Raw genomic sequence first — 21725 nt, forward strand, 5'->3', positions numbered from 1 at the left:
CATGTGCGGCTTACCTCGCCGTCGAACACCGCGTTAGCGTGTGGCCTTTGGCGAATCCGCTACACGACTGGGAGGTGCTGACATGACCAGTAAGTTCACCGACCTTGCGATCGACTGTGCCGATCCCAACGGTCTCGCCCGGTTCTGGTGCTCGGTCCTTGGCTACGAGGTGCAGGACAAAGACGAAGACGAAGGAATTGTCACCATTGGCTCCCCCATGGTGCCTGAAGGCACGGACCGCCTTGGCCCAGTGCCACCGACGTTGACATTCGCGCTCGTGCCCGAGGGCAAGACCGTCAAGAACAGGCTCCACATCGACGTCAACCCGACCGACAGGGAGCAAGAAGAAGAGGCCCGTCGCCTGCTCGGCCTAGGTGCTCGGCACGTCGACGTCGGCCAAACCGGCGACGAGAGCTGGGTCACGCTTGCCGACCCGGAGGGCAACGAGTTCTGCGTCCTTGCGAGCCGCCGCCCCTGACCGGAGGCCGCACGCCGCGCCAGACACGCAGGCGCTGAAGGGGGCCGGACGTACAGCTGGGGCAGAGATCGAATTCGTGCTCGCCCGGCGGGTCAGGGGGTGGCGGTGGAAACGACGTAGACGAAGGGACGCGCCGGGTCGGTGTCCTCGACCGTGATGTCGACGGTCGGCTGCGGATCCTTCTGGTCGACCGTGGTGCCGGACCAGGTACGGGCGGGATCGAGGTTCCAGCCGGCGACCTCGGCGTCGCGCGCACTGATCGTGATCTTGCCCTTCTTGAGGGCGGCCCGGTTGATGCCGAGGTCGTTCAGGAACCAGTCGAGGTCCGGCGGGACCGTACGGAACTGGACGTACAGCCTGCTGCTCTTCCAGTTGTTGGTCTCGTAGTAGGCGACTTCCTGGCCCGCGTTGGGGACGGGTACGTCGTAGATACGGCGTGTCATGCGGGAGGGGAAGCCCTCGATGAGGCCGGTGGCCGAGGCGATCTTCGCCTTGTCGCGGCCGCTGTCGCGGCTCTGCTCGGCGGAGATCAGAAGATAGCCGGCGGGGATGCCGATGAGCAGCACGATGATGATGGCCGTCAGCCAGCGGCGGCGGACCATGTGGCGGTGGGTCTCGGTGGGCTTGCCCGCATCGTCCGGGGACGGCGACTGGTGGGGAACGGACGGGGTCATTACTGGGGTCCCTGCGTGGTGGAGCGGATGGCCTGGGCGTAGCGCTCGTAGCGTTCGTAGCGCTCCAGGCGGCGGCGGTTGGCGCGGCGGAAGCGGCGCGCGACGAGGCGGGCGAGGTCGGCGGCGCCGACCATACCGGCCTCCGGCCCGAGCTGGGCCTTGGCGATACGGGCCTCGGGGCGGTAGCCGCGGCCGGTGAGGTGGCGCTTGAAGGCGTCGCGGGCCGGGCCGATGAGCAGGTCGTCCGCGGCGCTGACGCCGCCGCCGATGACGAAGCAGGAGGGGTCGAGTGCGGCGGCGAGGTTGGCGATGCCGACGCCGAGCCACTGGCCGATGTCCTGGAGCAGCTCGACGCACATCGCGTCGCCCTCACGGGCGAGCTCGGTGATGAGCGGTCCGGTGATCTCGTGGATGTTGCCGCCGACGCGCTCGATGAGGCTGTACGCGACCGGGGAGTCGGCGGCGGCGAGTTCGCGGGCCTCGCGGACCAGCGCGTTGCCGGAGCTGTACTGCTCCCAGCAGCCGCGGTTGCCGCACGGGCAGCGGTGGCCGCCGGGGACGACCTGCATGTGGCCGAACTCGCCGGCGACGCCGTACTTGCCGCGCTTGACCTGGCCGTCTTCGAGGATCGCGCCGCCGATGCCGGTACCGAGCGTAATCATGACGAGGTGGTCCTCGCCGCGGCCGGCGCCGAAGCGCCACTCCGCCCAGGCGGCGGTGTTGGCGTCGTTGTCGACCAGGACGGGGACTGCGAGGCGCGCCGAGATCGCGTCGCGCAACGGCTCGTTGCGCCAGGCGAGGTGCGGGGCGAAGAGGACGGTGGAGCGGTCCGCGTCGACCCAGCCGGCCGCGCCGATGCCGACCGCGTGGACGTCGTGGCGGTCGGAGAGGTCGAGGACCAGCTCGACGATGGTGTCCTCGACGACCTTGGGGCTCTTGGACTTGTCCGGGGTCTCGGTGCGGATCTTTTCGAGGATGACGCCGTCGGCGTCGACGACGCCGGCCATCACCTTCGTACCGCCGATGTCGATCCCGACCGTGGGCACCCGGGGCGCACTGAGGTGCGAGCGCCGCTCCCGGGTGCCGACGGTCCGCAGGACGGTGGCGCGGGCGGAGCCGCGGTGCGCGAAGTCTCGGTACGTGCTCATGTCCCCTGCGGGGTGTTGGGGGCGGTGGCGGGTCAGGTGGTCGATTCTGCCATCCGATGGGGCGGGGTGCGGTGCGGCGCCGCTGCGCGGGGCGACCTGGGGCGCTGCCCCGGACCCCGCTCCTCAAACGCCGGAGGGGCTCCACAGGAGCCCCTCCGGCGCGGTTACCGCTCCAGTTCGTGGCCGAGCTGGTCGAGCTCGCTGCCGCCTGCCATCTCGCGCGTCAGCTCGTCGAGGGTGATCTCGTCCCGCGTGTGGCTGCCGGACATCGCGCCACGCTTGAGGAGCACGAAGCGGTCGCCGACCAGATACGCGTGGTGCGGGTTGTGCGTGATCAGGACCACGCCGAGACCCGCGTCACGTGCCGCCGCCACGTACTTCAGGACGACGCCCGACTGCTTGACGCCGAGCGCGGCGGTCGGCTCGTCTAGGACCAGCACCTTCGCGCCGAAGTAGACCGCGCGCGCGATCGCCACACACTGCCGCTCGCCGCCCGAGAGCGTACCGATGGGCTGGTCGACGTCGCGCAGGTCGATGCCCATGCGCAGCAGCTCGGAGCGGGTGGTCCGGCGCATGAGGTCGACGTCGAGGCGCTTGAAGGGGCCCGCGCCCTTCGTCGGCTCCGAGCCGAGGAAGAAGTTCCGCCAGACCGGCATCAGCGGTACGACGGCGAGGTCCTGGTAGACGGTGGCGATGCCGCGGTCCAGGGCGTCGCGCGGGTTCGCCAGCCGGGTTTCCTCGCCCTCGATCGAGAAGGTGCCCGCGTCGTGCTGGTGCAGGCCCGCGATGATCTTGATGAGGGTGGACTTGCCGGCACCGTTGTCGCCCAGGACGCAGCTGATCTCGCCCGCGTGGACTTCCAGGGAGACGCCTTCGAGGGCCTTGATGTTGCCGTAGAACTTACTGACAGCGCTGAGTTCGACAAGAGGTGCGGTCTGCGTCTGCTGCGTCCTCATCGGGTTGCCTCCGCGCGCTTGCGTACCCATGCGTTGAGCAGGGTGGCCAGAAGGAGCATCGCTCCGAGGAAGAACTTGAACCAGTCGGGGTCCCACTCCGCGTACACAATGCCCTTGCTGGTCATGCCGAAGATGAAGGCACCCACCGCGGAGCCGATCGCCGAGCCGTAGCCACCGGTGATGAGGCAGCCGCCGATGACGGCCGCGATGATGTAGATGAGCTCGTTGCCGACGCCTTCGCCGGACTGCACGACGTCGAAGGAGAAGAGCAGGTGCTGGCCGGAGATCCAGGCGCCGAGGGCCACGCCCATGTAGAGCCCGATGCGGGTCTTGTTGACCGGGACGCCGACCGCACGGGCTGCCTGCGTCTCGCCGCCGACCGCGAAGATCCAGTTGCCGGCGCGGGTGCGCAGCAGGATCCAGGTCGCGGCGGCCACCAGGCCGAGCCACCACAGCACGGTCACCTTCAGGTTCACGCCGCCGATGGTGACCTGGGACGCGAAGAGCGCCTTGGCGGAGCTGAAGCCCTCCATGTCGGCGATGCTCTTGGTCGACACCGTGCCGCTGATCAGCTTGGTCAGGCCGAGGTTCAGGCCGGTCAGCATCAGGAACGTACCGAGCGTGATGATGAAGCTCGGCAGTTTCGTGCGGGTCAGCATGACGCCGTTGAATACGCCGATGGCCAGTGTGACCAGGAGAGAGACGAGGACGCCGACCCAGATGTTGGCCGTCATCTGGTAGCTGAACATCGAGGAGACCAGCGCGGAGCTGGTCACCAGGACGCCGGCCGACAGGTCGAACTCGCCGCCGATCATCAGCAGCGCCACGGGGACGGCCATGATGCCGATCACGGACGCGGCGTACAGCACCGTGCCGAAGCTAGACGCGCGCAGGAAGCTGTCCGCGACGATCGCGAAGAAGAGGAAGACGGCGACGGCGCCGACGACCGAGCCGAGCTCGGGGCGGCCGAGCAGTCTGCGCAGCAGCGACGTCTTGAGCAGCCGTTCGTCGGCGGGTGCCTTCTGGCCGGGGGCCGGCGCCTGTGCCGGTGCGGTCGCGGTCATCGGGTCCCCCGCTTCGTGTAGGCCTCCAGCTCGGCGGCGTCCTTCTTGGTGATGATCTGGGGTCCGGTGAGGACCGGCTTTCCGCCGCCGAGCACGTCGGCGTTGTACTTGTAGAGCCACAGCAGGTCCACGGCCTGGTACCCCTGGAGGTAGGGCTGCTGGTCGACGGCGAAACCGAGCGTGTCGGCCTGGAGCCCGGTGGCGACCTGGGCGTTGAGGTCGAAGGTGTCGATCTCGGCCTCGCTGCCCGCCTGTTCCTTCGCCTTGACGGCGGCGTCCGCGAAGGGCGCGCCGAGGGTCACGACGGCGTCGATGTCGTTCGCGGACTGGAGCTTCGCCTCGATGGACGCCTGTACGTCGGGCATGTTCGTGCCGTCGACGTAGAGGTTCTGCATATCGCCGTCGAACGTTTCCTTGGCGCCCGCGCACCGCTGTTCGTGCCCGACGTTGCCCTGCTCGTGCAGCACGCACAGCGCCTTCTTCTTGCCGCGCTTGGCGAGCTCCGCTCCGACCGCCTCACCGGCGATCGTCTCATCCTGCCCGATGTGGGCGAGCGCGCCGAAGTCCTTGGACTCGGCGGAACCGGAATTGACGGTGATCACCGGGATGCCGGCCTTGGTGGCCTTGGCGACGACGGCTTTCATGGCGTCGGGCTTGGCGAGCGTGACGATCAGCCCGTCGACCTTCTTGTCGATGTACGAGTCGACCAGCTGGGCCTGCTGCTGGCCCTCGTCGCTGTGGGCGTACAGGAACTTGATGTTGTCCTTGGCGGCGGCCTGCTTCGCGCCGTTCTGCACGATGTCCCAGAAGGTGTCGCCGTCGCCCGAGTGGGTGACCATGCCGACGGTCCAGCGGGGTGTGTTCACCGCGGCCCTGCCCTGCGCGGCGGCCTGTTCGGCCCGTTCCTCGGCGCGCTTTCCGCCCGTACTGCTGCAGCCCGCGAGGGAAGCCCCGAGAACCGCCGCCAGCACCGCGCCCAGCGCGCGTACCCCTGTCCGAACCCTTGCCACGACGTCGAGCCCTTCTCGTACTCCTCGGTGCGGCCGGGGATCATTCAGCCCGTCCCCGGCCGACCAAGTATCGGTTACGGGTGTTCGCACCGTATTCATCGGGTACCGCGGGCCGTGTACTTCTCCAGCGCCGGTACGTCCTCGTCCGTGACGAGGGCCGGGCCTGTCAGGACGGGCTTTCCGCCGCCGAGAACGTTTCCGTTGGTCTTGTAGAGCCACAGTTCGTCTACGGCGAGGTAGCCCTGGAGGTACGGCTGCTGGTCGACGGCGAAGCCGATTTCCTTGGCCTTGAGCTGCCTCACCACCTCGGCGTTGAGGTCGAAGGTGTTGACCTCCGCCTCGCTGCCCGCGCCCGCCTTGGCCTTGACGGTGGCCGCCGCGAAAGGCGCGCCGAGGGTGACGACCGTGTCAATTTCCTTGCCGTTCTTGCCGGTCTGGAGCTTCGCTTCAATGGAGGAAGTCGACGCGGGCATATTGGTGCCCTCGATATTGAGGTTTTCGACCGTTCCCCGGAACGTCTTTTTCACGCCCGCGCAGCGCGCTTCGAGCGACACGTTCCCCTGTTCGTGGATAACGCAGAGCGCCCTCCTTTTGCCGCGCTTGTTGAGTTCCTCACCGACGGCCTCACCCGCGACGGATTCCTCCTGACCGATGTGGCTGAGCGCGCCCGCCGCCTCGGAGTGTTCGCCGCCGGAGTTGATCGTGACGACGGGTATGCCGGCCGCGACGGCCTTCTCGACGGCTGCCTTGACCGCCTCCGGCTTCGCGAGGGTCACCACGATGCCGTCGACCTTCTTGGCGACGTACGAGTCGATGAGCTGCGCCTGCTCCTTGCCCTCCTTGCTGGCGGCGTAGAGGAACTCGACGTTGTCCTTGGAGGCGGCCTGCTTGGCGCCGCTCTGGACGATGTCCCAGAAAGTGTCGCCCTCGCCCGAGTGCGTCACCATGGCGATCTTCAGGCGCTCGGTGGTGACGGCCTTCCCGCCACTGCCGCCGCTGGCGCCGGTCTTGTCTTCGGAGTCCTTGCCGCCCTCGGAGCTGCATCCGGCTGCGAGCGCGAGCACGCATACGGCGAGGAGGGCTGCTGCCTTGCGGTGGGTACGCATCGTGGGTTCCGCCTTGTCTCCCGGCCGCCCCGTTGCGGCTGGGGGAGTTCTAGCGGCGTACGCGAGCCCCCGTCAAGACTTTGTCCGAACATTCTTACGCGGAGCGGCTGCTGGGGTTGCGGCTCACGGCCTGACGAGGAGCTGGAACTCGAAGGCGTACCGCGAGGCCCGGTAGATGTGCGAGCCGAACTCGACCGCCCGCCCCGTGTCGTCGAACGTCGTCCGCTGCATCGTCAGCAGCGGCGCCCCCTCCGCCTCCGCCAGCTGCCGCGCCTCGTCGGCCCCGGCCGCCCGCGCCCCGACCGACTGGCGCGCGCTGTGCAGCGTGATGCCGGCGGAGCGCATCATCCGGTAGAGCCCGGTGGCTTCGAGGTGCTCGGTGTCGAGGGCCAGCAGTCCGGTGGGCAGGTGGTTGCGCAGGACGGCCATGGGCTCGTCGTGCGCGAGCCGCAGCCGCTCCACCAGGTGTACGTCGCTGCCCTCCGCCACGCCGAGCGCCGCCGCGACCTCGGCGGTCGCCGGTTCGAGGGTGTTGCGCAGGACCGTGGTGGCCGGCAGCTGGCCCGCGGCTTCGAGGTCGTCGTACAGGCTGCTCAGTTCGAGGGGGCGCTTGACCTGGCTGTGCACGACCTGCGTGCCGACGCCGCGGCGGCGGACCAGCAGGCCCTTGTCGACGAGTGACTGGATGGCCTGGCGGACGGTGGGGCGGGAGAGGCCGAGGCGCCCGGCCAGTTCGATCTCGTTGCCGAGGAGACTTCCCGGTGAGAGCCGGCCCTTCTCGATTGCCGCCTCCAGCTGCTGGGACAGCTGGAAGTACAGCGGGACCGGGCTGTTCCGGTCCACGCCGAGACGCAGGGAGATGGTGGGGTCAGCCGTGGGTTTCGACACGCTCTTGAGCGTAAACCCCAGGTAATGACTACTGGAAGTCCTGTGGTCAGGTTGTCTGGACAAACGCTTGACAGGGTGGCGTTCATGGCGACACTTTGGGGCCATGCGCATCGGACTCATCGGCACGGGACGTATCGGTTCTTTCCACGCTGACGTGCTCAGCCGCCATCGCGAAGTGGGTGCCCTGCTCGTCGCGGACACCGATGCCGCGCGGGCCACAGCGGTCGCCGACCGGCTCGGCGCCACCGCCGCGCCCTCGGTCGAGGAAATCTTCGCGTGGGGCGTTGACGCCGTGGTCATCGCCTCCGCCACCTCGGCGCACGCCGACCTGATCGGCCGGGCGGCGCGGGCGGGACTGCCCACCTTCTGCGAGAAGCCGATCGCCCTGGACCTGCCCGGGACGCTGGACGCGCTGAGGGAGGTCGACGCGGCCGGGACGGTGCTCCAGCTCGGCTTCATGCGCCGCTTCGACGCCGGGTACACCACGGCGCGCGAGCTCGTACGGTCAGGGAGCCTCGGCCGGCTGCACACCGTACGGGCGATGACCTCCGACCCGGCGCCGCCGCCCGCCGCGTACCTGCCGCTGTCCGGCGGGCTCTACCGGGACTGCCTGGTCCACGACTTCGACATCCTGCGCTGGGTCACCGGGCGCGAGGTCGTCGAGGTGTACGCCGTCGGTTCCGACGCGGGGCCGGCGATGTTCCGCGAGGCGGGCGACGTCGACACGGCCGCGGCCGTCCTCACCCTGGACGACGGGACGCTCGCCACCGCCACGGCCACGCGCTGCAACGGCTCCGGTTACGACGTACGGATGGAGCTGGCCGGCGAGCTGGACCAGGTGTCGGTGGGGCTCGACGACCGTACGCCGATCACCTCGACCGAGCCGAAGGGGCCGCCGGCCTGCGAGCAGCCGTGGCCGGGCTTCCTGGAGCGGTTCGCCCCGGCGTACGAGGCGGAGCTGGACGCCTTCGTGCGGGTCGCGCTGGGCGAGCGGGACAACCCCTGCGACGGCAGGGAGGCCCTGCACGCGCTGCGGATCGCGGAGGCCTGCGAGAAGTCGCGCCGGGAACGGCGGCCGGTACGGATGGATGAGATCCCCGCGTCATGACGCTGAAGGCGGAGGACGGGGTGACGCTCTGGACGGCGAAAACCGGCGAGGGTGATCCGGTCCTCCTGTGCCACGGCGGACCCGGCCTGTGGGACACCTTTGACGACGTCGCCCGGCTGCTCGCCGACCGGGGGGCGGCCGTGTACCGCTGGGACCAGCGCGGCTGCGGGCGCTCCGAGCGGCGCGGCCCCTACTCGGTGGCCAGGTCGGTGGCCGATCTCGACGCCGTACGCGGGCACTTCGGGCTGGAGCGGGTGACGCTGCTCGGCCATTCCTGGGGCGCGCGGCTCGCACTGCACTACACGCTCGCGCATCCGGAGCGGGTGACACGGCTGGTGTACGTGTCCGGCACCGGGATCGGGCCCGACTCCGGCTGGCATCCGGAGTTCGCGGCGAAGCTGCGCGCAGCGCTCGGTGAGCGGCTGCCCCGCTGGGAGGAGCTGAGGTCCCGGGAGCGGCGTACGGAGGCGGAGGAGCGCGAGATGTGCGTACTCCAGTGGTCGGCGGACTTCGCCGGGCCGGACCGGGACCGGGCGATCGAGCTGGCCGAGCGGATGGCCACGCCCTGGCTGTGCGTCAACCACGCGTGCAACGCGGAGATCAACGCCGAGACGAGGACGATGAGTGAGCACCAACTCCACGCCGCCTGTGGGGGGTTGAGGATGCCGGTCGTCATCGTGGACGGCGCGGAAGACATCCGGCCGCGAGACGCCGTGGACTCCCTGGAGCAGGCCCTGCCGAATGTCTCGCGGGTGACGCTCGCGGGAGCGGGCCACATGCCGTGGGCCGAGTGCCCGGCCGAGTTCGCGGCGGCGGTCGCACCCGGCCGACCTCCTGAGCTCGCCATGTAAAGAACCCTTGACTTCATGTCCAGGCTGCTTGACACTCCACAGTGTCAAGTTTTCCTTACATGGGGAGTGAGCGGCAGTGGCATTCGAAGAGAAACGGGCCTGGAGCATGGTCCTGGTCACGGTCGCGTCGTACGCGGTGTACCTGGCCGTCGTCCTCGGGCGACCCGGAGACGCGCCGCTCGCCGAGGCGCCCTATGTGCCGGCGCTGCTGTGGACGGTCGGCGCGGCGATCGCCGCGTCCATCGTGCTCCACATCGCACTGGCGACGTTCTCGCCCGAGGACGCGAAGAGCAAGGACCAGCGCGACCGGGAGATCCACCGGTTCGGTGAGCACATCGGGCAGTCGTTCGTCGTGCTCGGCGGCGTGGCCGGGCTCGCCCTGGCCATGGCTGGTCTCGACCAGTTCTGGATCGCCAACGCGATCTACCTGGCGTTCGTCCTGTCGTCGCTCCTCGGGTCCGCGACGAAGATCGTCTCGTACCGGCTGGGCTTCCACCCGTGGTGAAGCCGACCAGTGTCACCAACTCGATCCGGGCCCTGCGCTTCACCCATGGCGAGATGACGCAGGCCGAACTGGCCGGCCGCATCGGTGTGTCACGCCAGACCGTCATCGCCATCGAGCAGGGCCGTTACTCGCCCTCTCTGGAGATGGCTTTCCAGATCGCCCGTGTATTCGGTGTACCGCTCGACGAAGTGTTCCAGTACCCCCAGGACGACGCGGGAGAGACCCAATGAAGGCCATCGCCCACACCACCTACGGACCGCCGTCGGTCCTGCGCCTGGAAGACATGCCCCAGCCGGTGCCCGGCAGCGGCGAGGTGCTCATACGGGTCCACGCGGCCGGCGTCGACCCAGGCGTCTGGCACCTCACGGCGGGCATGCCGTACCTGATCCGCGCCATGGGCTTCGGTCTGCGGGCGCCCAAGGACCGCGTCCGGGGCCAGGACCTCGCGGGCCGCGTGGAGGCCGTCGGCCCGGACGTGACCCGCTTCCGGCCGGGCGACGAGGTGTACGGCACCTGCGACGGGTCGTACGCCGAGTACGCGTGCGCCAAGGAGGACAACATCGCGCACAAGCCCGCCAACCTCACCTTCGAACAGGCGGCCGCCGTGCCGGTTTCGGCCGTCACCGCCCTCCAGGCCGTACGCGACGCCGGGCGGCTGCGAGCCGGGCAGCGCGTCCTCGTCATCGGCGCGGGCGGCGGGACCGGCCACTTCGCCGTACAGCTGGCCAAGGCGTTCGGAGCCCACGTCACCGGCGTCTGCAGCACCGCCAAGGCGGACCTGGTCCGCTCGGTCGGCGCCGACGAGGTCATCGACTACACCCGCGAGGACCCCACCGACGGCACCCGCCGCTACGACCTCGTCCTCGACACCGCCGGCAACCGCCCCCTCTCCCGGCTCCGCCGCGCCCTCACCCCCCGCGGCACCCTCGTCATCATCGGCGGGGAGAACGGCGGCAAGTGGATCGGCGGCAACGACCGGCAGCTGCGGGCGCTGCTGATGTCGCCGTTCAGCGGACAGCGGCTGCGCGGGCTCGCGGTCATGAACCTGCACCACAGCGACCTCGAAGTCCTCACGGAGTTCATCGAGGCCGGCTCGGTCACACCCGTCATCGACCGGAGCTACCCGCTGGCCGATGTCCCCGAGGCCGTAGATCACCTGATGAAGGGTCACGTGCGGGGCAAGATCGTCGTCCAGATGTAAGGGCGGCCGGAGCCGCGAGGTCGCAGCGGCACACCGCCTGCCGGTGTCCGCCGTGCACCACGACGGCGCGGGCGATCAGCGTGGCGCCTGTCGCGGGGCGTACGTACTGGATGGAGAAGCCGCCGGTGGGCACGGCGGGGCCGAGCGCCGCGCCGCCCGCGAAGGTGAGGGCGTTGTCGGCGGCGTACGCCAGGACTCCCCCGTGCAGGAAGCCGTTCCGCTATGCCTACGCCCCCGCCGCGCGCCGCCCCCACGTCGTGCCGGCCAGTACCAGTACGCCGCCCAAGAGGCCCACCGCGCCAAGCCGTTCGCCGCCGATCGCGATGCCGGCCGCCGCCGCCCACAGCGGCTCCGTGCCGAGGAGGAGGCTGACGCGGGACGGGGAGGTTCGGCGTACCGCCCACATCTGCACGAAGAAGGCGAAGAGTGTGCAGAAGAGGGAGAGGAAGATGAGGCCCGCCCACTCGCGCGGCCCGAAGCCCGCCGCGACCGTCCAAGGGGCGGGGCCCGTGCCGGGAGCCGCTGCCAGGACCGCGAACACCGCCACCGCGCCGCCCAGTTGGACCGTCGTGAGCGACAGCGCGTCCGCGCCCTGGACCGACTCGGTCCGGGCCATCGCGAGCACATGCGCGGTACGGGCGAGGGCCGCCAGCAGCATCAGCAGGTCACCGAGCGAGGGAGTCGTGAAACCGCCTCCCTGGGTCAGCAGCACCACTCCGGCGACCGAAAGACCCGCGGCGCCCACGAAGGCACGGGACGGCACGGTCCGCGTCACCGCCGCCTCGGCGAGCGGCGTGAAGATCATGGTGAGGCTGATGATGAGCCCGGCGTTGGTCGCCGAGGTGTGCACGACGCCGTACGTCTCCAGCAGGAAGATCACGCTCAGTACGAGCCCCAGCGCCCCCGCGCCGCGCCACTGGGCGGCGTTCAGTGCGCGCAGCTTGCGCCATCCGACGACGGCCAGGACGGGCAGCACTATGGCGAAGCGCAGGACCAGCACCGGCACCACGGTCTGCGCCGTGGTGATGTCCTTGGCCGCGAGATAGCTCGCGCCCCAGACGACGGCGACCAGCAGGACGGGCAGGTCGGTGAGCCAGGCCGTCCGGCCAGGCGGCACGAGTGCGGATACGGGTACGGCGGTCGGCGGTGATGCGGTGGCCACGGGCTCGGTCTCCCCCGGGAAGGGTGGTGTGGAGACTTCGGCGGCTCGCACGCGGAGTGATCACCGTACCCGCGGCGCCCCTCACTGGTCGAGCGCAAAAGTGCCGTACTCCGGCCTGCCCACGGGCCGGTAGGTGTGGATGGCGATCCCCTTCTCGGTGGTGCTGCTGTCGGCCAGTTCGAAGCGGGTCGGCAGGCCGCCCTCGGCGAACAGCCGCCGTCCCGCGCCCAGGACCACGGGGAAGGTCAACAGGTTGTACTCGTCGATGAGGTCGTGCCGCATCAGGGTCTGCGCGAGCGCCCCGCTGCCGTGGATCTGGAGCTCACGGCCGGGCTGCTTCTTCAGCCGTGAGACCTCTTCCACGACGTCGCCGGAGATGACGGTGGAGTTGTTCCAGTCGGCCTTGTCCATCGTCGTGGAGACGACGTACTTCGGGAGCGTGTTGAGGGGGCCCGCGACCGGGTCGTTCTCGTCGGTCACCTTCGGCCAGTAGCTCGCGAAGATCTCGTACGTACGCCTGCCGAGCAAGAACGCGTCGACCCGGCCGAACACCCGGTCGACGAAACGGCCCATGCCTTCGTCGGCGAAGGGCACCACCCAGCCGCCCTGCTGGAAGCCGCCGCTGGTGTCCTCCTCCGTGCCGCCGGGTGCCTGCATGACGCCGTCGAGCGTGAGGAACGTGGTGAGCGTGATCTTCATGGTCCGAAGCCCTTCTCCGTAAGTGTCACCAGCTCTGACTCCACGCTTCCACGGAACTCATCGGTCGACCCGGACACGGCGTCCGTTTGCCGCCAGCGCCACCCGCCCGCCACCAGCTTTCCTTGAATCCGCAACCATTCGTGGGAATCTGAGGAAGAGGCAGCGACATGGCTTCACTGAACGGCAAGACGGCCCTGGTCACCGGCGGCAGCCGGGGCATCGGCGCGGCGATCGCGCTGCGGCTCGCGCAGGACGGCGCGGATGTGGCCCTCACGTACGTGCGGGGCGAGACGGCCGCCCAGGAGATCGTCCAGAAGATCGAGTCGATGGGCCGCCGCGGGCTCGCGCTGCGCGCCGACGCCGCGGACCCGGCCGCGGTCACCGCCGTCGTCGGCCAGGCCGCCGACGAACTCGGCCGGCTCGACATCCTGGTCAACAACGCGGGGGTCGGCGTACTCGGCCCGATCGAGACTCTCACCCTCGCGGACGTCGACCAGGTGCTGGCCGTCAACGTACGGGCGGTCTTCCTCGCCTCGCAGGCCGCTGCCGCCAGGATGGAACGCGGCGGCCGGATCATCTCCACCGGCAGCTGCATGGCCCAGCGCGTGCCGGGCCCCGGCGGAGCGCTCTACGCGACGAGCAAGGCCGCGCTCATCGGGCTGAACAAGGCCCTGGCACGGGAGCTGGGCAGCCGGGGTATCACAGCCAACCTCGTCCACCCGGGCCCGATCGACACGGACATGAACCCGGCGGACGGTCCGTACGCCGCGTCGCAGAGCGAGTTGACGGCCCTCGGCCGGTTCGGCACCCCGGACGAAGTCGCGTCGGCGGTCGCGTTCCTGGCGAGCGACGAGGCCGCGTACATGACGGGGTCCGAGGTGGTGGTGGACGGCGGCCACGCGGCGTAAATGGGGAAGGAAAAACAACGGAGTGCATCGGGGCCGTCGCGTCCCGATGCACTCCGCGTCATTGTTCCCGCCGTGGCGTCAGTCGCCTCAGGCCCGTCAGCCGCCCAGTTCCTGGTGGCGGGCCGCCAGGCGCGACGCGCCCGTCTCCGTCAGCGAGCCGAAGAGGCGCAGGCGGGAGATGCCGCCGTCCGGGAAGATGTCCATCCGGACCTCGGTCGCGGCCGGGACCGCGTCCAGCAGGAAGCGGTGGTTCGTGTCGGGCTGGAGCCGGGTACGGGGCAGGATCTCGGTCCAGTCGGCGTCGGCTCCGTCACGCACCGAAAGCGCCGCCCAGCCCGCCGAGTTGCCCTTGAGGTACGCCGTGTCGATCTCGACCGCGCGGATCTCGGCCTGCTCGACCAGGTGGTAGTGGATCCAGTCGTTGCCCTTGTCGCGGCGACGGCGCGTCTCCCAGCCGTCGTCCATCTTGTGCGAGCGGCCCGGCTGAATGGTGTTGGTGGCCGGCGAGTAGAAGCGGTCGGACGCGTCCTCGACCCGGCCGCCGTTCTCCAGGGCGACGAGGTCGAACGTACCGAGCCTCTCCAGCCACGCCGGGTCCGGCGCGACCTCGCCGTACACGCGCAGGCGCGCGATGCCGCCGTCGGGGTGCTGGTTGATCCGCAGGTGGGTGAAGCGCTGCTCGACATCGACGGCGAAGCCGTTGGCCGCGTGGCCGCCGACTGCCGTACGGGGTACGAGGGTTACCCACTTCACGTCGCCGGAGAGGAGGTCGTCGGGCGAGGGAGAGCCGGGCACCGACGCCGCCTCGACCGATACCGCCTGCGGGTAGTTGCCCCGGAAGTGCGCGGTGTCGATGACGATTCCGCGTACGACGCCGGGTGCGCCCAGGCGTACGAGCGCCCAGTCGTGATCCTCGTCGGTCGGGTGCGGCTGCTGGGCGCTGACGCCACGGCGGCGGCGGGTCTCCCAGCCGTCCATGATCTTGCCCTTGTGGCCGAAGTGCTCCGGGTCGAACTCCGCCGCCCCCGGCCGCAGCATGTTCTCGCGCTCGGCGAAGAACTCGTCGTTGGCGGCGATCACGCCCGCGCCGATCCGCCGGTCGGCGAGGTCCGCGAAGTGCGTGAAGGGGAAGTCGGCGGTGCGGTAGTCGGCGTACGGGTCGCCGCCGCCGTAGGGGTTCGCGTCACCGGTGAAGGAAGGGGTCGCCACGTCAGACACGTCAGTTGTTCCTTTCGAGCAGCCGGCCGGTCGGCTCGGCCAGGGTGCCGTTGTCGGCGATACGTACGCCCCGCAGCCACGTCGACTTGACGACGCCCTGCAGGGTCTTGCCCGCGTACGCCGTCACCTGGTTGCGGTGGTGCAGCTCCGCCGGGTCGACGGTGAAGCTCTCGTCGGGCGCGAGGACGGCGAAGTCGGCGTCGCGGCCGGCCTCGATGGCGCCCTTCTGCGAGAGCCCCGCGAGTTCGGCGGGCGCGGCGGACATCCAGCGGACGACGTCCTCCAGCGAGCGGCCGCGGCGCCGGGCCTCGGTCCAGATCGCCGGGAGGCCCAGCTGGAGCGAGGAGATCCCGCCCCACGCGGACGCGAAGTCCGGGGTCTTCAGATCGGTGGTGCAGGGCGAGTGGTCGGAGACGATGCAGTCGATCGTGCCGTCCGCGAGCCCCTCCCACAGCGCGTCCTGGTTCTCGGCCTCACGGATCGGCGGGCAGCACTTGAACTCCGTTGCCCCGTCCGGGACTTCCTCGGCCGTGAGGGTGAGGAAGTGCGGGCAGGACTCGACCGTGATGCGTACGCCCTCGCGCTTGGCGGCGGCGATGAGCGGCAGCGCGTCCGAGGACGACAGGTGCAGCACATGCACGCGGGCGCCGAGGCGCTTGGCGTGCGCGATCAGGCCCTCGATCGCGGTGTTCTCGGCGTCACGCGGCCGCGAGGCGAGGAAGTCGGCGTACGCCGGACCGCTCTTCTGCGGGGCGGTCTCCAGGTGGTGCGGGTCCTCGGCGTGGACGATCAGCTGTCCGCCGAAGCCGGTGATCTCGGCCATCGACCGGGCGAGCTGCTCCTGGTCGAGCTGGGGGAACTCCTCGACGCCCGAGGGCGAGAGGAAGCACTTGAAGCCGAAGACTCCGGCGTCGTACAGCGGCCGCAGGTCCTTCACGTTGGACGGGATCGCGCCGCCCCAGAAGCCGACGTCGATGTGCGCCTTGCTGCGGGCGACGTCCTGCTTGGTGCGCAGGTTGTCGACCGTGGTGGTCGGCGGCAGGGAGTTCAGTGGCATGTCGAGCAGCGTGGTGATGCCGCCCGCGGCGGCCGCGCGGGTGGCGGTCCAGAAGCCCTCCCACTCGGTGCGGCCCGGGTCGTTCACGTGGACGTGGGTGTCGACGAGGCCGGGGAGCAGGACGTCGTCCCCGAAGTCCTCCAGCCGGGCCCCGGCCGGCACCTCGGCGTCGTACGGCAGCACGGCCGTGATCTTCCCGTCGGCGACGGCGACCGATGCGGCACGCGTCCCCTCGGGGGTGATGACGCGCGTCGAGCGCAGTACCAGTTCCACGACGTCGGACACCCGTGACCTCACTTTCGTATGCGGAAATTCAACGAACTGTTGAAGGAGTCTTCACTTCCGGGTCCGGCCCGTCAAGACCCTCCCCAGCCCCTGAGACCCCTGTGACCTGCACGGGGATCATGGCTTCGGCCATCTCGCCCATCGCGGCCGCGCACAGCACTCCACACACTTGGATGTTTCCACAAAGTGGAAGTATAATTCCGGGTGGCAGAAGGTGGCTAGATACAAGAAGAGCGTCAACAGCTCGTTGGAAGTGACCGCCGACACAGGGACAAACACCCTCTGACCGGCGGGGACGGCTTGACGCAGACCGTGTGCTCCGCGCATGCGGCGGGTAGGCTGCTGCCTTGCCCATCCGCCTCGAAAGGACCGTTGACGTGCCGTCGTCCAACGCCACCACCGACGCTTCCAAAACCGCTGCGCCCACGGGTGGTGTCCAGTCCCTTGAGCGCGCCTTCGACCTGCTGGAGCGGATGGCCGACGCGGGCGGCGAGGTCGGACTCAGCGAGCTCTCCGCCAGCAGCGGTCTGCCGCTGCCGACGATCCACCGGCTGATGCGCACGCTGGTGGCCTGCGGTTACGTACGCCAGCAGACCAACCGACGCTACTCGCTCGGCCCGCGCCTGATCCGCCTCGGCGAGAGCGCGTCCCGGCTGCTCGGCACCTGGGCCCGCCCGTACCTCGCCCGCCTGGTCGAGGAGACCGGCGAGACCGCGAACATGGCGCTGCTCGACGGCGACGAGATCGTGTACGTCGCCCAGGTGCCCTCGAAGCACTCGATGCGGATGTTCACCGAAGTCGGCCGCCGGGTCCTGCCGCACTCCACGGGCGTCGGAAAGGCCCTCCTCGCGTACACCTCGCCGGAGGAGGTGCGCGCGCTGCTCGCCCGTACGGGCATGCCGACCGCCACCGAGAAGACGATCACCACGCCGGAGGGCTTCCTGGAGGCCCTGGAGCAGGTCCGCAGGTCCGGTTACGCCGTGGACGACGGCGAGCAGGAGATCGGCGTCCGCTGCCTGGCGGTGCCGGTGCCCAACTCCCCCACGGCCGCGGCCATCTCGATCTCCGGTCCGGCGGGCCGGGTGACGGAGGCGGCGACCGAGAAGATCGTTCCGATACTCCAGGAAGTCGCCCAGGACCTGTCGGTCGTGCTGACCAACAACGGAACGCAGGGCTGATCAGGCACCGGCCGCCGCCACACCCGGGATACCGGGGATACCGGGGATACGGCCGTCCGCCATCGTCACCGTGGAGTCCATCCGCTCCAGGTGCGCGCGGTCGTGCGTGACGAGCACCGTCGCCGTGCCGCGCTCGCGCGTCAGCGTGACCAGCAGGTCGAGTACGGCCGCGCCCCGCTCGTGGTCCAGGGCGCTGGTCGGCTCGTCGACCAGCAGGACCGCCGGTTCGTTCATCAGCGCGCGGGCGATGTTCACCCGCTGGCGCTGACCGCCGGACAACTGGTGCGGGCGGCGGTCGGCCTTGTCCGCGAGCCCGACCGCCTCCAGCAGCTCCCGCGCACGGTCACGGACCTGGCGCGGCGGGCGTCCCGCCAGGTGAGCCATCACCTGAAGCTGCTCGGCCGAGGTGAGGGACGGCAGCAGGTTCGGCTGCTGGAACACGATGCCGATGCGCGTACGCCGCAGCTCCGCCTTCTCGGCCCGGCTCAGGGGGCCCGTGTCCGTACCGTCGACCACCACCCTCCCCCGGTCCGGTGAGACCAGCGTCGCGGCAACGGCGAGCAGGCTGGACTTGCCGGAGCCGGACGGCCCGACGACGGCCGTGAGCGAGCCCGCGGCGGCTTCGAGCGTGATGTCGTCGAGCGCGGTCAGGCGGGAGTCGCCGTCGGGGTAGGTGAGGGTGACGCCCGTAAGGGACAGGGACTGAGACTGAGCGGTCATCGGGCGCTCCCGAGGGCGATGAGGGGATCGACGGCGGTGATGCGCCGGATGGAGAGTGCGGCGCCGAGGACGCCGAGGCCCGCTATCACGGCGGCCGGCACGAGCAGCGTCGCCGGTTCGAGTACGAACGGGACCGCGTCACCCGCGACGGCGCCGCCGATGAGGGTGGCAAGTGCGGTGCCCACGAACGTACCGGCGCCCAGCATCAGGACGGCCTGGCCGAGCGCGTCCCGCAGCAGATAGGGCGTGGAGGCGCCGAGCGCCTTCAGGACCGCGATGTCGCCGCTGCGCTGGATCGTCCAGACGGTGAAGAAGGCGCCGACGACGAGCGCCGAGATGACGAAGAGGAAGCCGCGCATCAGCTGGAGCGAGCCGTTCTCCGCCTCGTAGGAGGCGAGGGCGCTCAGCGAGCCGTCGATCGTGCGGGTCTCGGTGCCCGCCGCCCGGTCGCCCGCCGCGAGGTCCGCGCCTTCGCCGGTGGTCAGGGCGACGACGGTGGCCTGCGGCTCCCTGCTGTGGCTGAGCCGCTGCCAGTCGTCGAGCGAAGTCCACACCACAGGCGTGTGGCTGTACGAGTCGTCGCCCTCGACGGCGGCGACGGTCTCCTCCACGTCGCCGACCCGCACCTTGTCCCCGACCCCGGCGCCGCCCAGGTCCTCGGCCGCCTGTACGGACAGCACGACCCGCCCGGACCCGAAACCCCCGACCGCCGGGGCCAGGCCCGAACCCGGCTCGACGCCGAACACCGACACGGCGGCCGTCCGTTCCCCCGCCCGCGCATTGGTCGTACGGATACCGAGCGGCTCGGCGGCGGTGATGCCGGGCTGCCGTCCCCACTTCCGCCAGACGCTCTCGCCGACCGACGAATTGGTGAACGAAACCTCCTGCCCCTCGGGCGGCCGGTCGAAGGCCAGCCGGTCGGCCGGGAGCGAGGTGATGGCCGAGGTGTTGTCCCTGGCCAGCCCGGAGGTGAGGCCGGACAGCAGCCCGACGAGCAACGTGATCAGCACGACGACCGTGCCCATGAGCGCGAACCGGCCCTTGGCGAACCGGAGATCTCTCCATGCGACAAACATGTTTCCAGCCTGGACGCGGGGGCGCGTGAAAACATCGCGCCACGGATCGTCGCGACATCAATCTTTTGATTGACGGGGCAACGGCGCCGGAGCCCTACGCTGGAAAAGCCATGGAACCAAGCCCTGCTCTACCCAGCCCTTCCCTACCCGGCTCCGCCCTCCCCGGCCCTTCCTCCTCCCCCTCGGCCCTCCCCTCCCGTCCCCTCACTCCCGTACTGCGCGCACTGCGTCTGTGTCTGCACGCGCTGCTCGGCGGACTGATCGCGCTCGCCGCCGTGAAGGCGGTGGCCGACGACGCCCCCGACGCGACCGCGGTGGTGCTCGCGGCCGTCACGATGGCCGTCGTCTACACCGTCGGGACGCTGAACCCGGCCGTCGACCGCTCCCCCCGGGCCGCCGCCGTCTGGCTCGCCGCGCTGGGCCTCGCCTGGCTGATACTGCTGGCCCTGTCCCCCGACGGACTGTGGGCGGCGTTCCCGCTGTACTTCCTCCAGCTGCACCTGCTGCCGACGCGCTGGGGCCTGACCGCGGTCGTCGCGACGGCGGCCGCCGCCATCGCCGGCTTCGTCCTGCACGGGCAGGCGGTGACGCCCGGAACGTTCATCGGGCCACTGCTCGGCGCCGCCGTCGCCGTGGCCACGGTCCTCGGCTATCAGGCGCTGTACCGGGAGAGCGAGCGGCGCCGCGAGCTCATCGACGAGCTGCTCGCGACCCGCGAAGACCTGGCCGCCGCCGAACGGACGGCCGGGACGCTGGCCGAGCGCGAGCGGCTGGCCCGCGAGATCCACGACACGCTCGCCCAGGGCCTGTCCAGCATCCAGCTCCTGCTGCGCGCCGCCGAGCGCGCCCTGCCCGTCGGCGATCCGGCCGCCGCGCATGTCCGCCAGGCCCGGGCGGCGGCGCAGGACAACCTGGCCGAGGCGCGCCGGTTCGTACGGGCCCTGACCCCGCCCGACCTGGAACACGGCTCGCTGCCGGCCGCGCTGGAGCGGCTGTGCGCGGCGACTCCCGGGCTCGCGGTGCGGTTCGCCGTGAGCGGTACGCCGGTGAAGCTGCCCACTCCGTACGAGGTGGCCCTGCTGCGCGTCGCCCAGTCGGCGCTCGCCAACACGGTGCGGCACGCGGGCGCCACACGCGCCGAGATCACCCTCAGCTTCATGGACACCTCGGTGGCGCTTGACGTCGTGGACGACGGCGTCGGCTTTGACCCCCTGGCGGCCCGCGACGCGCGGACGGGCGGCGGTTTCGGCCTGCCCGCGATGCGCTCGCGGGCGCGCTCGCTCGGCGGCATGCTGAGCGTCGAGTCGGCGCCGGGACAGGGAACGGCCGTAGCGATCACCCTGCCCCTGCCCCTGCCTTCCGGAGACCCTGGAGACCCTGGAGACCCTGGAGACCCCACGTGCTGACCCCCGGCGCCCCGGTCCGCCTGCTGCTGGCCGACGACCATCCCGTCGTACGGGCGGGCCTGCGCGCCGTACTCGACACCGAGGAGGGCTTCCTGGTCGTCGCGGAGGCGGCGACCGCGGAGCAGGCCGTGGAGCTCGCGGCGGCGGACGACTTCGACGTCGTACTGATGGACCTGCAGTTCGGGCCGGGCAGGATGCACGGTTCGGAGGCCACCGCCGCGATCACCGCGCGGCCGGGATCGCCCCGGGTGCTCGTCCTGACGACGTACGACACGGACGCCGACATCCTGGCGGCGGTGGAGGCGGGCGCGAGCGGCTACCTGCTCAAGGACGCGCCGCCGGAGGAACTGTCGGGCGCGGTACGCACGGCGGCGGCCGGCCGGTCGGCGCTGGCGCCTGCGGTCGCGCACCGGCTGATGGACCGGATGCGGACGCCGGCCCAGGCGCTGACGCGGCGCGAGCTGGAGGTGCTGCAACTGGTCGGCGACGGTCTGTCGAACCAGCAGATCAGCAAGAAGCTGTTCCTCAGCCAGGCGACGGTCAAGTCCCATCTGGTGCACATATACGCGAAGTTGGGCGTGGACTCGCGCACGTCCGCGGTGGCGATGGCGACGGCCCGCCGCCTGATCCGCCGCTAGTCGCGGCGGCCGAAGAGTTCAACCGCGTTGCGTACCTGCGTCATCGCTTCCGCCAGCGCGCTCACCGAGCCGATCGACCCCGCGACCAGCAGCAGCGAACGCCGCAGCCGCATGATCTCGGGTACGCCGCTCAATGCCATCGCGTGCAGCGACGCCAATTCGTCCTCGGCGACTCCCCGGTCGGGCAATTCCACAGGGTGGCCGGCCAATTCACGGCGCAACCGCGAAACGGCAGCACGCAGCTCCGTTACTCGCGGGTCCTCACCGTTGCCGGTCACGCACCTCTGTTCCGCACTTCTCAACAAGGTTTCTCCCCCAGTGGTTCAGCCCGTACGGCGTTGGTCGGACGCCGTACACAGGAGCTGGGGTCAGTTAACGCCAATCGGCGC

General features: G+C 70.4%; 24 protein-coding genes and 1 pseudogene. 10 read left to right on the forward strand and 15 right to left on the reverse strand.

The window, feature by feature from the left end; all coding sequences use genetic code 11:
- Positions 1-82 precede the first annotated feature (82 nt).
- A complete protein-coding gene (locus J7E96_RS31025; protein ID WP_215136210.1) occupies positions 83-478 on the forward strand; it encodes a VOC family protein in 396 nt (131 codons plus the stop codon).
- A 92-nt stretch (positions 479-570) separates the two neighbouring features.
- On the opposite strand, the gene J7E96_RS31030 is transcribed toward J7E96_RS31025, so the two are convergent.
- The 7 genes from J7E96_RS31030 to J7E96_RS31060 form a co-directional block, all read right to left on the reverse strand.
- A complete protein-coding gene (locus J7E96_RS31030; protein ID WP_215136212.1) occupies positions 571-1152 on the reverse strand; it encodes a hypothetical protein in 582 nt (193 codons plus the stop codon).
- Positions 1152-2300 carry an ROK family glucokinase gene (locus tag J7E96_RS31035; protein WP_215136214.1) on the reverse strand — a complete coding sequence of 383 codons (1149 nt, stop codon included), beginning with the start codon at positions 2298-2300 and terminating at the stop codon, positions 1152-1154. Before J7E96_RS31035 ends, J7E96_RS31030 begins: the two co-directional genes overlap by 1 nt.
- A gap of 164 nt (positions 2301-2464) precedes the next feature.
- Complete coding sequence (locus tag J7E96_RS31040; RefSeq protein WP_215136216.1) at positions 2465-3286, reverse strand: ATP-binding cassette domain-containing protein; 822 nt, start codon at positions 3284-3286, stop codon at positions 2465-2467.
- Positions 3253-4320 carry an ABC transporter permease gene (locus J7E96_RS31045; RefSeq protein WP_215136218.1) on the reverse strand — a complete coding sequence of 356 codons (1068 nt, stop codon included), beginning with the start codon at positions 4318-4320 and terminating at the stop codon, positions 3253-3255. The genes J7E96_RS31040 and J7E96_RS31045 overlap by 34 nt, the downstream gene beginning before the upstream one ends.
- A complete protein-coding gene (locus J7E96_RS31050; protein ID WP_308296223.1) occupies positions 4317-5330 on the reverse strand; it encodes a sugar ABC transporter substrate-binding protein in 1014 nt (337 codons plus the stop codon). Before J7E96_RS31050 ends, J7E96_RS31045 begins: the two co-directional genes overlap by 4 nt.
- 95 nt (positions 5331-5425) lie before the next feature.
- A complete protein-coding gene (locus tag J7E96_RS31055; RefSeq protein WP_215136220.1) occupies positions 5426-6436 on the reverse strand; it encodes a substrate-binding domain-containing protein in 1011 nt (336 codons plus the stop codon).
- A gap of 123 nt (positions 6437-6559) precedes the next feature.
- Positions 6560-7279 carry a GntR family transcriptional regulator gene (locus J7E96_RS31060; protein ID WP_308296224.1) on the reverse strand — a complete coding sequence of 240 codons (720 nt, stop codon included), beginning with the start codon at positions 7277-7279 and terminating at the stop codon, positions 6560-6562.
- Between the two features lie 148 nt (positions 7280-7427).
- On the opposite strand from J7E96_RS31060, the gene J7E96_RS31065 reads away from it, so the two are divergent.
- From J7E96_RS31065 to J7E96_RS31085, 5 genes are all read left to right on the forward strand, one after another.
- Positions 7428-8432 carry a Gfo/Idh/MocA family oxidoreductase gene (locus J7E96_RS31065; protein WP_215136222.1) on the forward strand — a complete coding sequence of 335 codons (1005 nt, stop codon included), beginning with the start codon at positions 7428-7430 and terminating at the stop codon, positions 8430-8432.
- Positions 8429-9283, forward strand: coding sequence for an alpha/beta fold hydrolase (locus J7E96_RS31070; protein ID WP_215136224.1), 855 nt, complete (start codon positions 8429-8431; stop codon positions 9281-9283). Before J7E96_RS31065 ends, J7E96_RS31070 begins: the two co-directional genes overlap by 4 nt.
- A 76-nt stretch (positions 9284-9359) precedes the next feature.
- On the forward strand, positions 9360-9788 hold the full coding sequence (locus J7E96_RS31075; protein ID WP_215136226.1) for a hypothetical protein: 429 nt from the start codon (positions 9360-9362) through the stop codon (positions 9786-9788).
- Positions 9782-10018, forward strand: coding sequence for a helix-turn-helix transcriptional regulator (locus tag J7E96_RS31080; protein ID WP_215136227.1), 237 nt, complete (start codon positions 9782-9784; stop codon positions 10016-10018). The genes J7E96_RS31075 and J7E96_RS31080 overlap by 7 nt, the downstream gene beginning before the upstream one ends.
- Entirely contained in the window at positions 10015-10989 is a 975-nt protein-coding gene (locus tag J7E96_RS31085) for an NAD(P)-dependent alcohol dehydrogenase (RefSeq protein WP_215136229.1), read from the forward strand. Before J7E96_RS31080 ends, J7E96_RS31085 begins: the two co-directional genes overlap by 4 nt.
- On the opposite strand, the pseudogene J7E96_RS31090 reads toward J7E96_RS31085, so the two are convergent.
- The 3 genes and pseudogenes from J7E96_RS31090 to J7E96_RS31100 all read right to left on the reverse strand — a co-directional run.
- Positions 10895-11209, reverse strand: a pseudogene (locus tag J7E96_RS31090) (PaaI family thioesterase); the annotation flags it as partial. The gene J7E96_RS31085 and the pseudogene J7E96_RS31090 overlap by 95 nt on opposite strands.
- Positions 11210-11215: 6 nt before the next feature.
- A complete protein-coding gene (locus J7E96_RS31095) occupies positions 11216-12151 on the reverse strand; it encodes a DMT family transporter (RefSeq protein ID WP_215136231.1) in 936 nt (311 codons plus the stop codon).
- A gap of 81 nt (positions 12152-12232) precedes the next feature.
- Positions 12233-12850, reverse strand: coding sequence for a dihydrofolate reductase family protein (locus tag J7E96_RS31100; protein WP_215136233.1), 618 nt, complete (start codon positions 12848-12850; stop codon positions 12233-12235).
- A gap of 167 nt (positions 12851-13017) precedes the next feature.
- Between J7E96_RS31100 and J7E96_RS31105 the strand changes: the two genes are divergently transcribed.
- Positions 13018-13758 carry an SDR family NAD(P)-dependent oxidoreductase gene (locus J7E96_RS31105; protein WP_215136235.1) on the forward strand — a complete coding sequence of 247 codons (741 nt, stop codon included), beginning with the start codon at positions 13018-13020 and terminating at the stop codon, positions 13756-13758.
- A gap of 96 nt (positions 13759-13854) precedes the next feature.
- On the opposite strand, the gene alc is transcribed toward J7E96_RS31105, so the two are convergent.
- Positions 13855-14976 carry an allantoicase gene (alc, locus tag J7E96_RS31110; RefSeq protein ID WP_215136237.1) on the reverse strand — a complete coding sequence of 374 codons (1122 nt, stop codon included), beginning with the start codon at positions 14974-14976 and terminating at the stop codon, positions 13855-13857.
- Position 14977: 1 nt separating this feature from the next.
- The gene (gene allB / locus J7E96_RS31115) at positions 14978-16318 is read right to left on the reverse strand and encodes an allantoinase AllB (protein ID WP_215136239.1); all 1341 of its coding nucleotides are present in this window, start codon (positions 16316-16318) and stop codon (positions 14978-14980) included.
- 377 nt (positions 16319-16695) lie between these two features.
- Here allB and J7E96_RS31120 point away from each other — a divergent pair, with 377 nt between their 5' ends.
- Positions 16696-17496 carry an IclR family transcriptional regulator gene (locus J7E96_RS31120; RefSeq protein WP_215136241.1) on the forward strand — a complete coding sequence of 267 codons (801 nt, stop codon included), beginning with the start codon at positions 16696-16698 and terminating at the stop codon, positions 17494-17496.
- Here J7E96_RS31120 and J7E96_RS31125 read toward each other — a convergent pair whose 3' ends face one another.
- Together J7E96_RS31125 and J7E96_RS31130 are read right to left on the reverse strand one after the other, a co-directional pair.
- Positions 17497-18216, reverse strand: coding sequence for an ABC transporter ATP-binding protein (locus tag J7E96_RS31125; protein WP_215136243.1), 720 nt, complete (start codon positions 18214-18216; stop codon positions 17497-17499).
- Positions 18213-19292, reverse strand: a complete 1080-nt coding sequence (locus tag J7E96_RS31130; RefSeq protein WP_215136245.1) for an ABC transporter permease — start codon at positions 19290-19292, stop codon at positions 18213-18215. The genes J7E96_RS31125 and J7E96_RS31130 overlap by 4 nt, the downstream gene beginning before the upstream one ends.
- Before the next feature lie 110 nt (positions 19293-19402).
- On the opposite strand from J7E96_RS31130, the gene J7E96_RS31135 reads away from it, so the two are divergent.
- Both J7E96_RS31135 and J7E96_RS31140 read left to right on the forward strand, forming a co-directional pair.
- Positions 19403-20698: a sensor histidine kinase gene (locus J7E96_RS31135; RefSeq protein WP_215136247.1), complete on the forward strand. Its 1296-nt coding sequence runs from the start codon at positions 19403-19405 to the stop codon at positions 20696-20698.
- Complete coding sequence (locus J7E96_RS31140) at positions 20695-21336, forward strand: response regulator transcription factor (protein ID WP_215136272.1); 642 nt, start codon at positions 20695-20697, stop codon at positions 21334-21336. The genes J7E96_RS31135 and J7E96_RS31140 overlap by 4 nt, the downstream gene beginning before the upstream one ends.
- Here the strand turns inward: J7E96_RS31140 and J7E96_RS31145 are convergent.
- Positions 21333-21641 (reverse strand): DUF5955 family protein, encoded by a 309-nt coding sequence (locus J7E96_RS31145; protein ID WP_215136249.1) that lies wholly within the window; start codon positions 21639-21641, stop codon positions 21333-21335. The genes J7E96_RS31140 and J7E96_RS31145 overlap by 4 nt on opposite strands.
- Positions 21642-21725 lie beyond the last annotated feature (84 nt).

It is taken from the genome of Streptomyces sp. ISL-96, assembly GCF_018614035.1.
Taxonomy (GTDB): domain Bacteria; phylum Actinomycetota; class Actinomycetes; order Streptomycetales; family Streptomycetaceae; genus Streptomyces.

Bases quoted from the DNA above. Each gene is read 5' to 3' on its own strand.
- J7E96_RS31025 (WP_215136210.1), top strand. From the start codon at position 83: ATGACCAGTAAGTTCACCGACCTTGCGATCGACTGTGCCGATCCCAAC.
- J7E96_RS31100 (WP_215136233.1), bottom strand. From the start codon at position 12,850: ATGAAGATCACGCTCACCACGTTCCTCACGCTCGACGGCGTCATGCAG.
- J7E96_RS31065 (WP_215136222.1), top strand. From the start codon at position 7,428: ATGCGCATCGGACTCATCGGCACGGGACGTATCGGTTCTTTCCACGCT.
- J7E96_RS31045 (WP_215136218.1), bottom strand. From the start codon at position 4,320: ATGACCGCGACCGCACCGGCACAGGCGCCGGCCCCCGGCCAGAAGGCA.
- J7E96_RS31130 (WP_215136245.1), bottom strand. From the start codon at position 19,292: ATGTTTGTCGCATGGAGAGATCTCCGGTTCGCCAAGGGCCGGTTCGCG.
- J7E96_RS31055 (WP_215136220.1), bottom strand. From the start codon at position 6,436: ATGCGTACCCACCGCAAGGCAGCAGCCCTCCTCGCCGTATGCGTGCTC.
- J7E96_RS31135 (WP_215136247.1), top strand. From the start codon at position 19,403: ATGGAACCAAGCCCTGCTCTACCCAGCCCTTCCCTACCCGGCTCCGCC.
- J7E96_RS31030 (WP_215136212.1), bottom strand. From the start codon at position 1,152: ATGACCCCGTCCGTTCCCCACCAGTCGCCGTCCCCGGACGATGCGGGC.
- J7E96_RS31085 (WP_215136229.1), top strand. From the start codon at position 10,015: ATGAAGGCCATCGCCCACACCACCTACGGACCGCCGTCGGTCCTGCGC.
- J7E96_RS31105 (WP_215136235.1), top strand. From the start codon at position 13,018: ATGGCTTCACTGAACGGCAAGACGGCCCTGGTCACCGGCGGCAGCCGG.
- J7E96_RS31035 (WP_215136214.1), bottom strand. From the start codon at position 2,300: ATGAGCACGTACCGAGACTTCGCGCACCGCGGCTCCGCCCGCGCCACC.
- J7E96_RS31070 (WP_215136224.1), top strand. From the start codon at position 8,429: ATGACGCTGAAGGCGGAGGACGGGGTGACGCTCTGGACGGCGAAAACC.
- J7E96_RS31125 (WP_215136243.1), bottom strand. From the start codon at position 18,216: ATGACCGCTCAGTCTCAGTCCCTGTCCCTTACGGGCGTCACCCTCACC.
- J7E96_RS31040 (WP_215136216.1), bottom strand. From the start codon at position 3,286: ATGGGTACGCAAGCGCGCGGAGGCAACCCGATGAGGACGCAGCAGACG.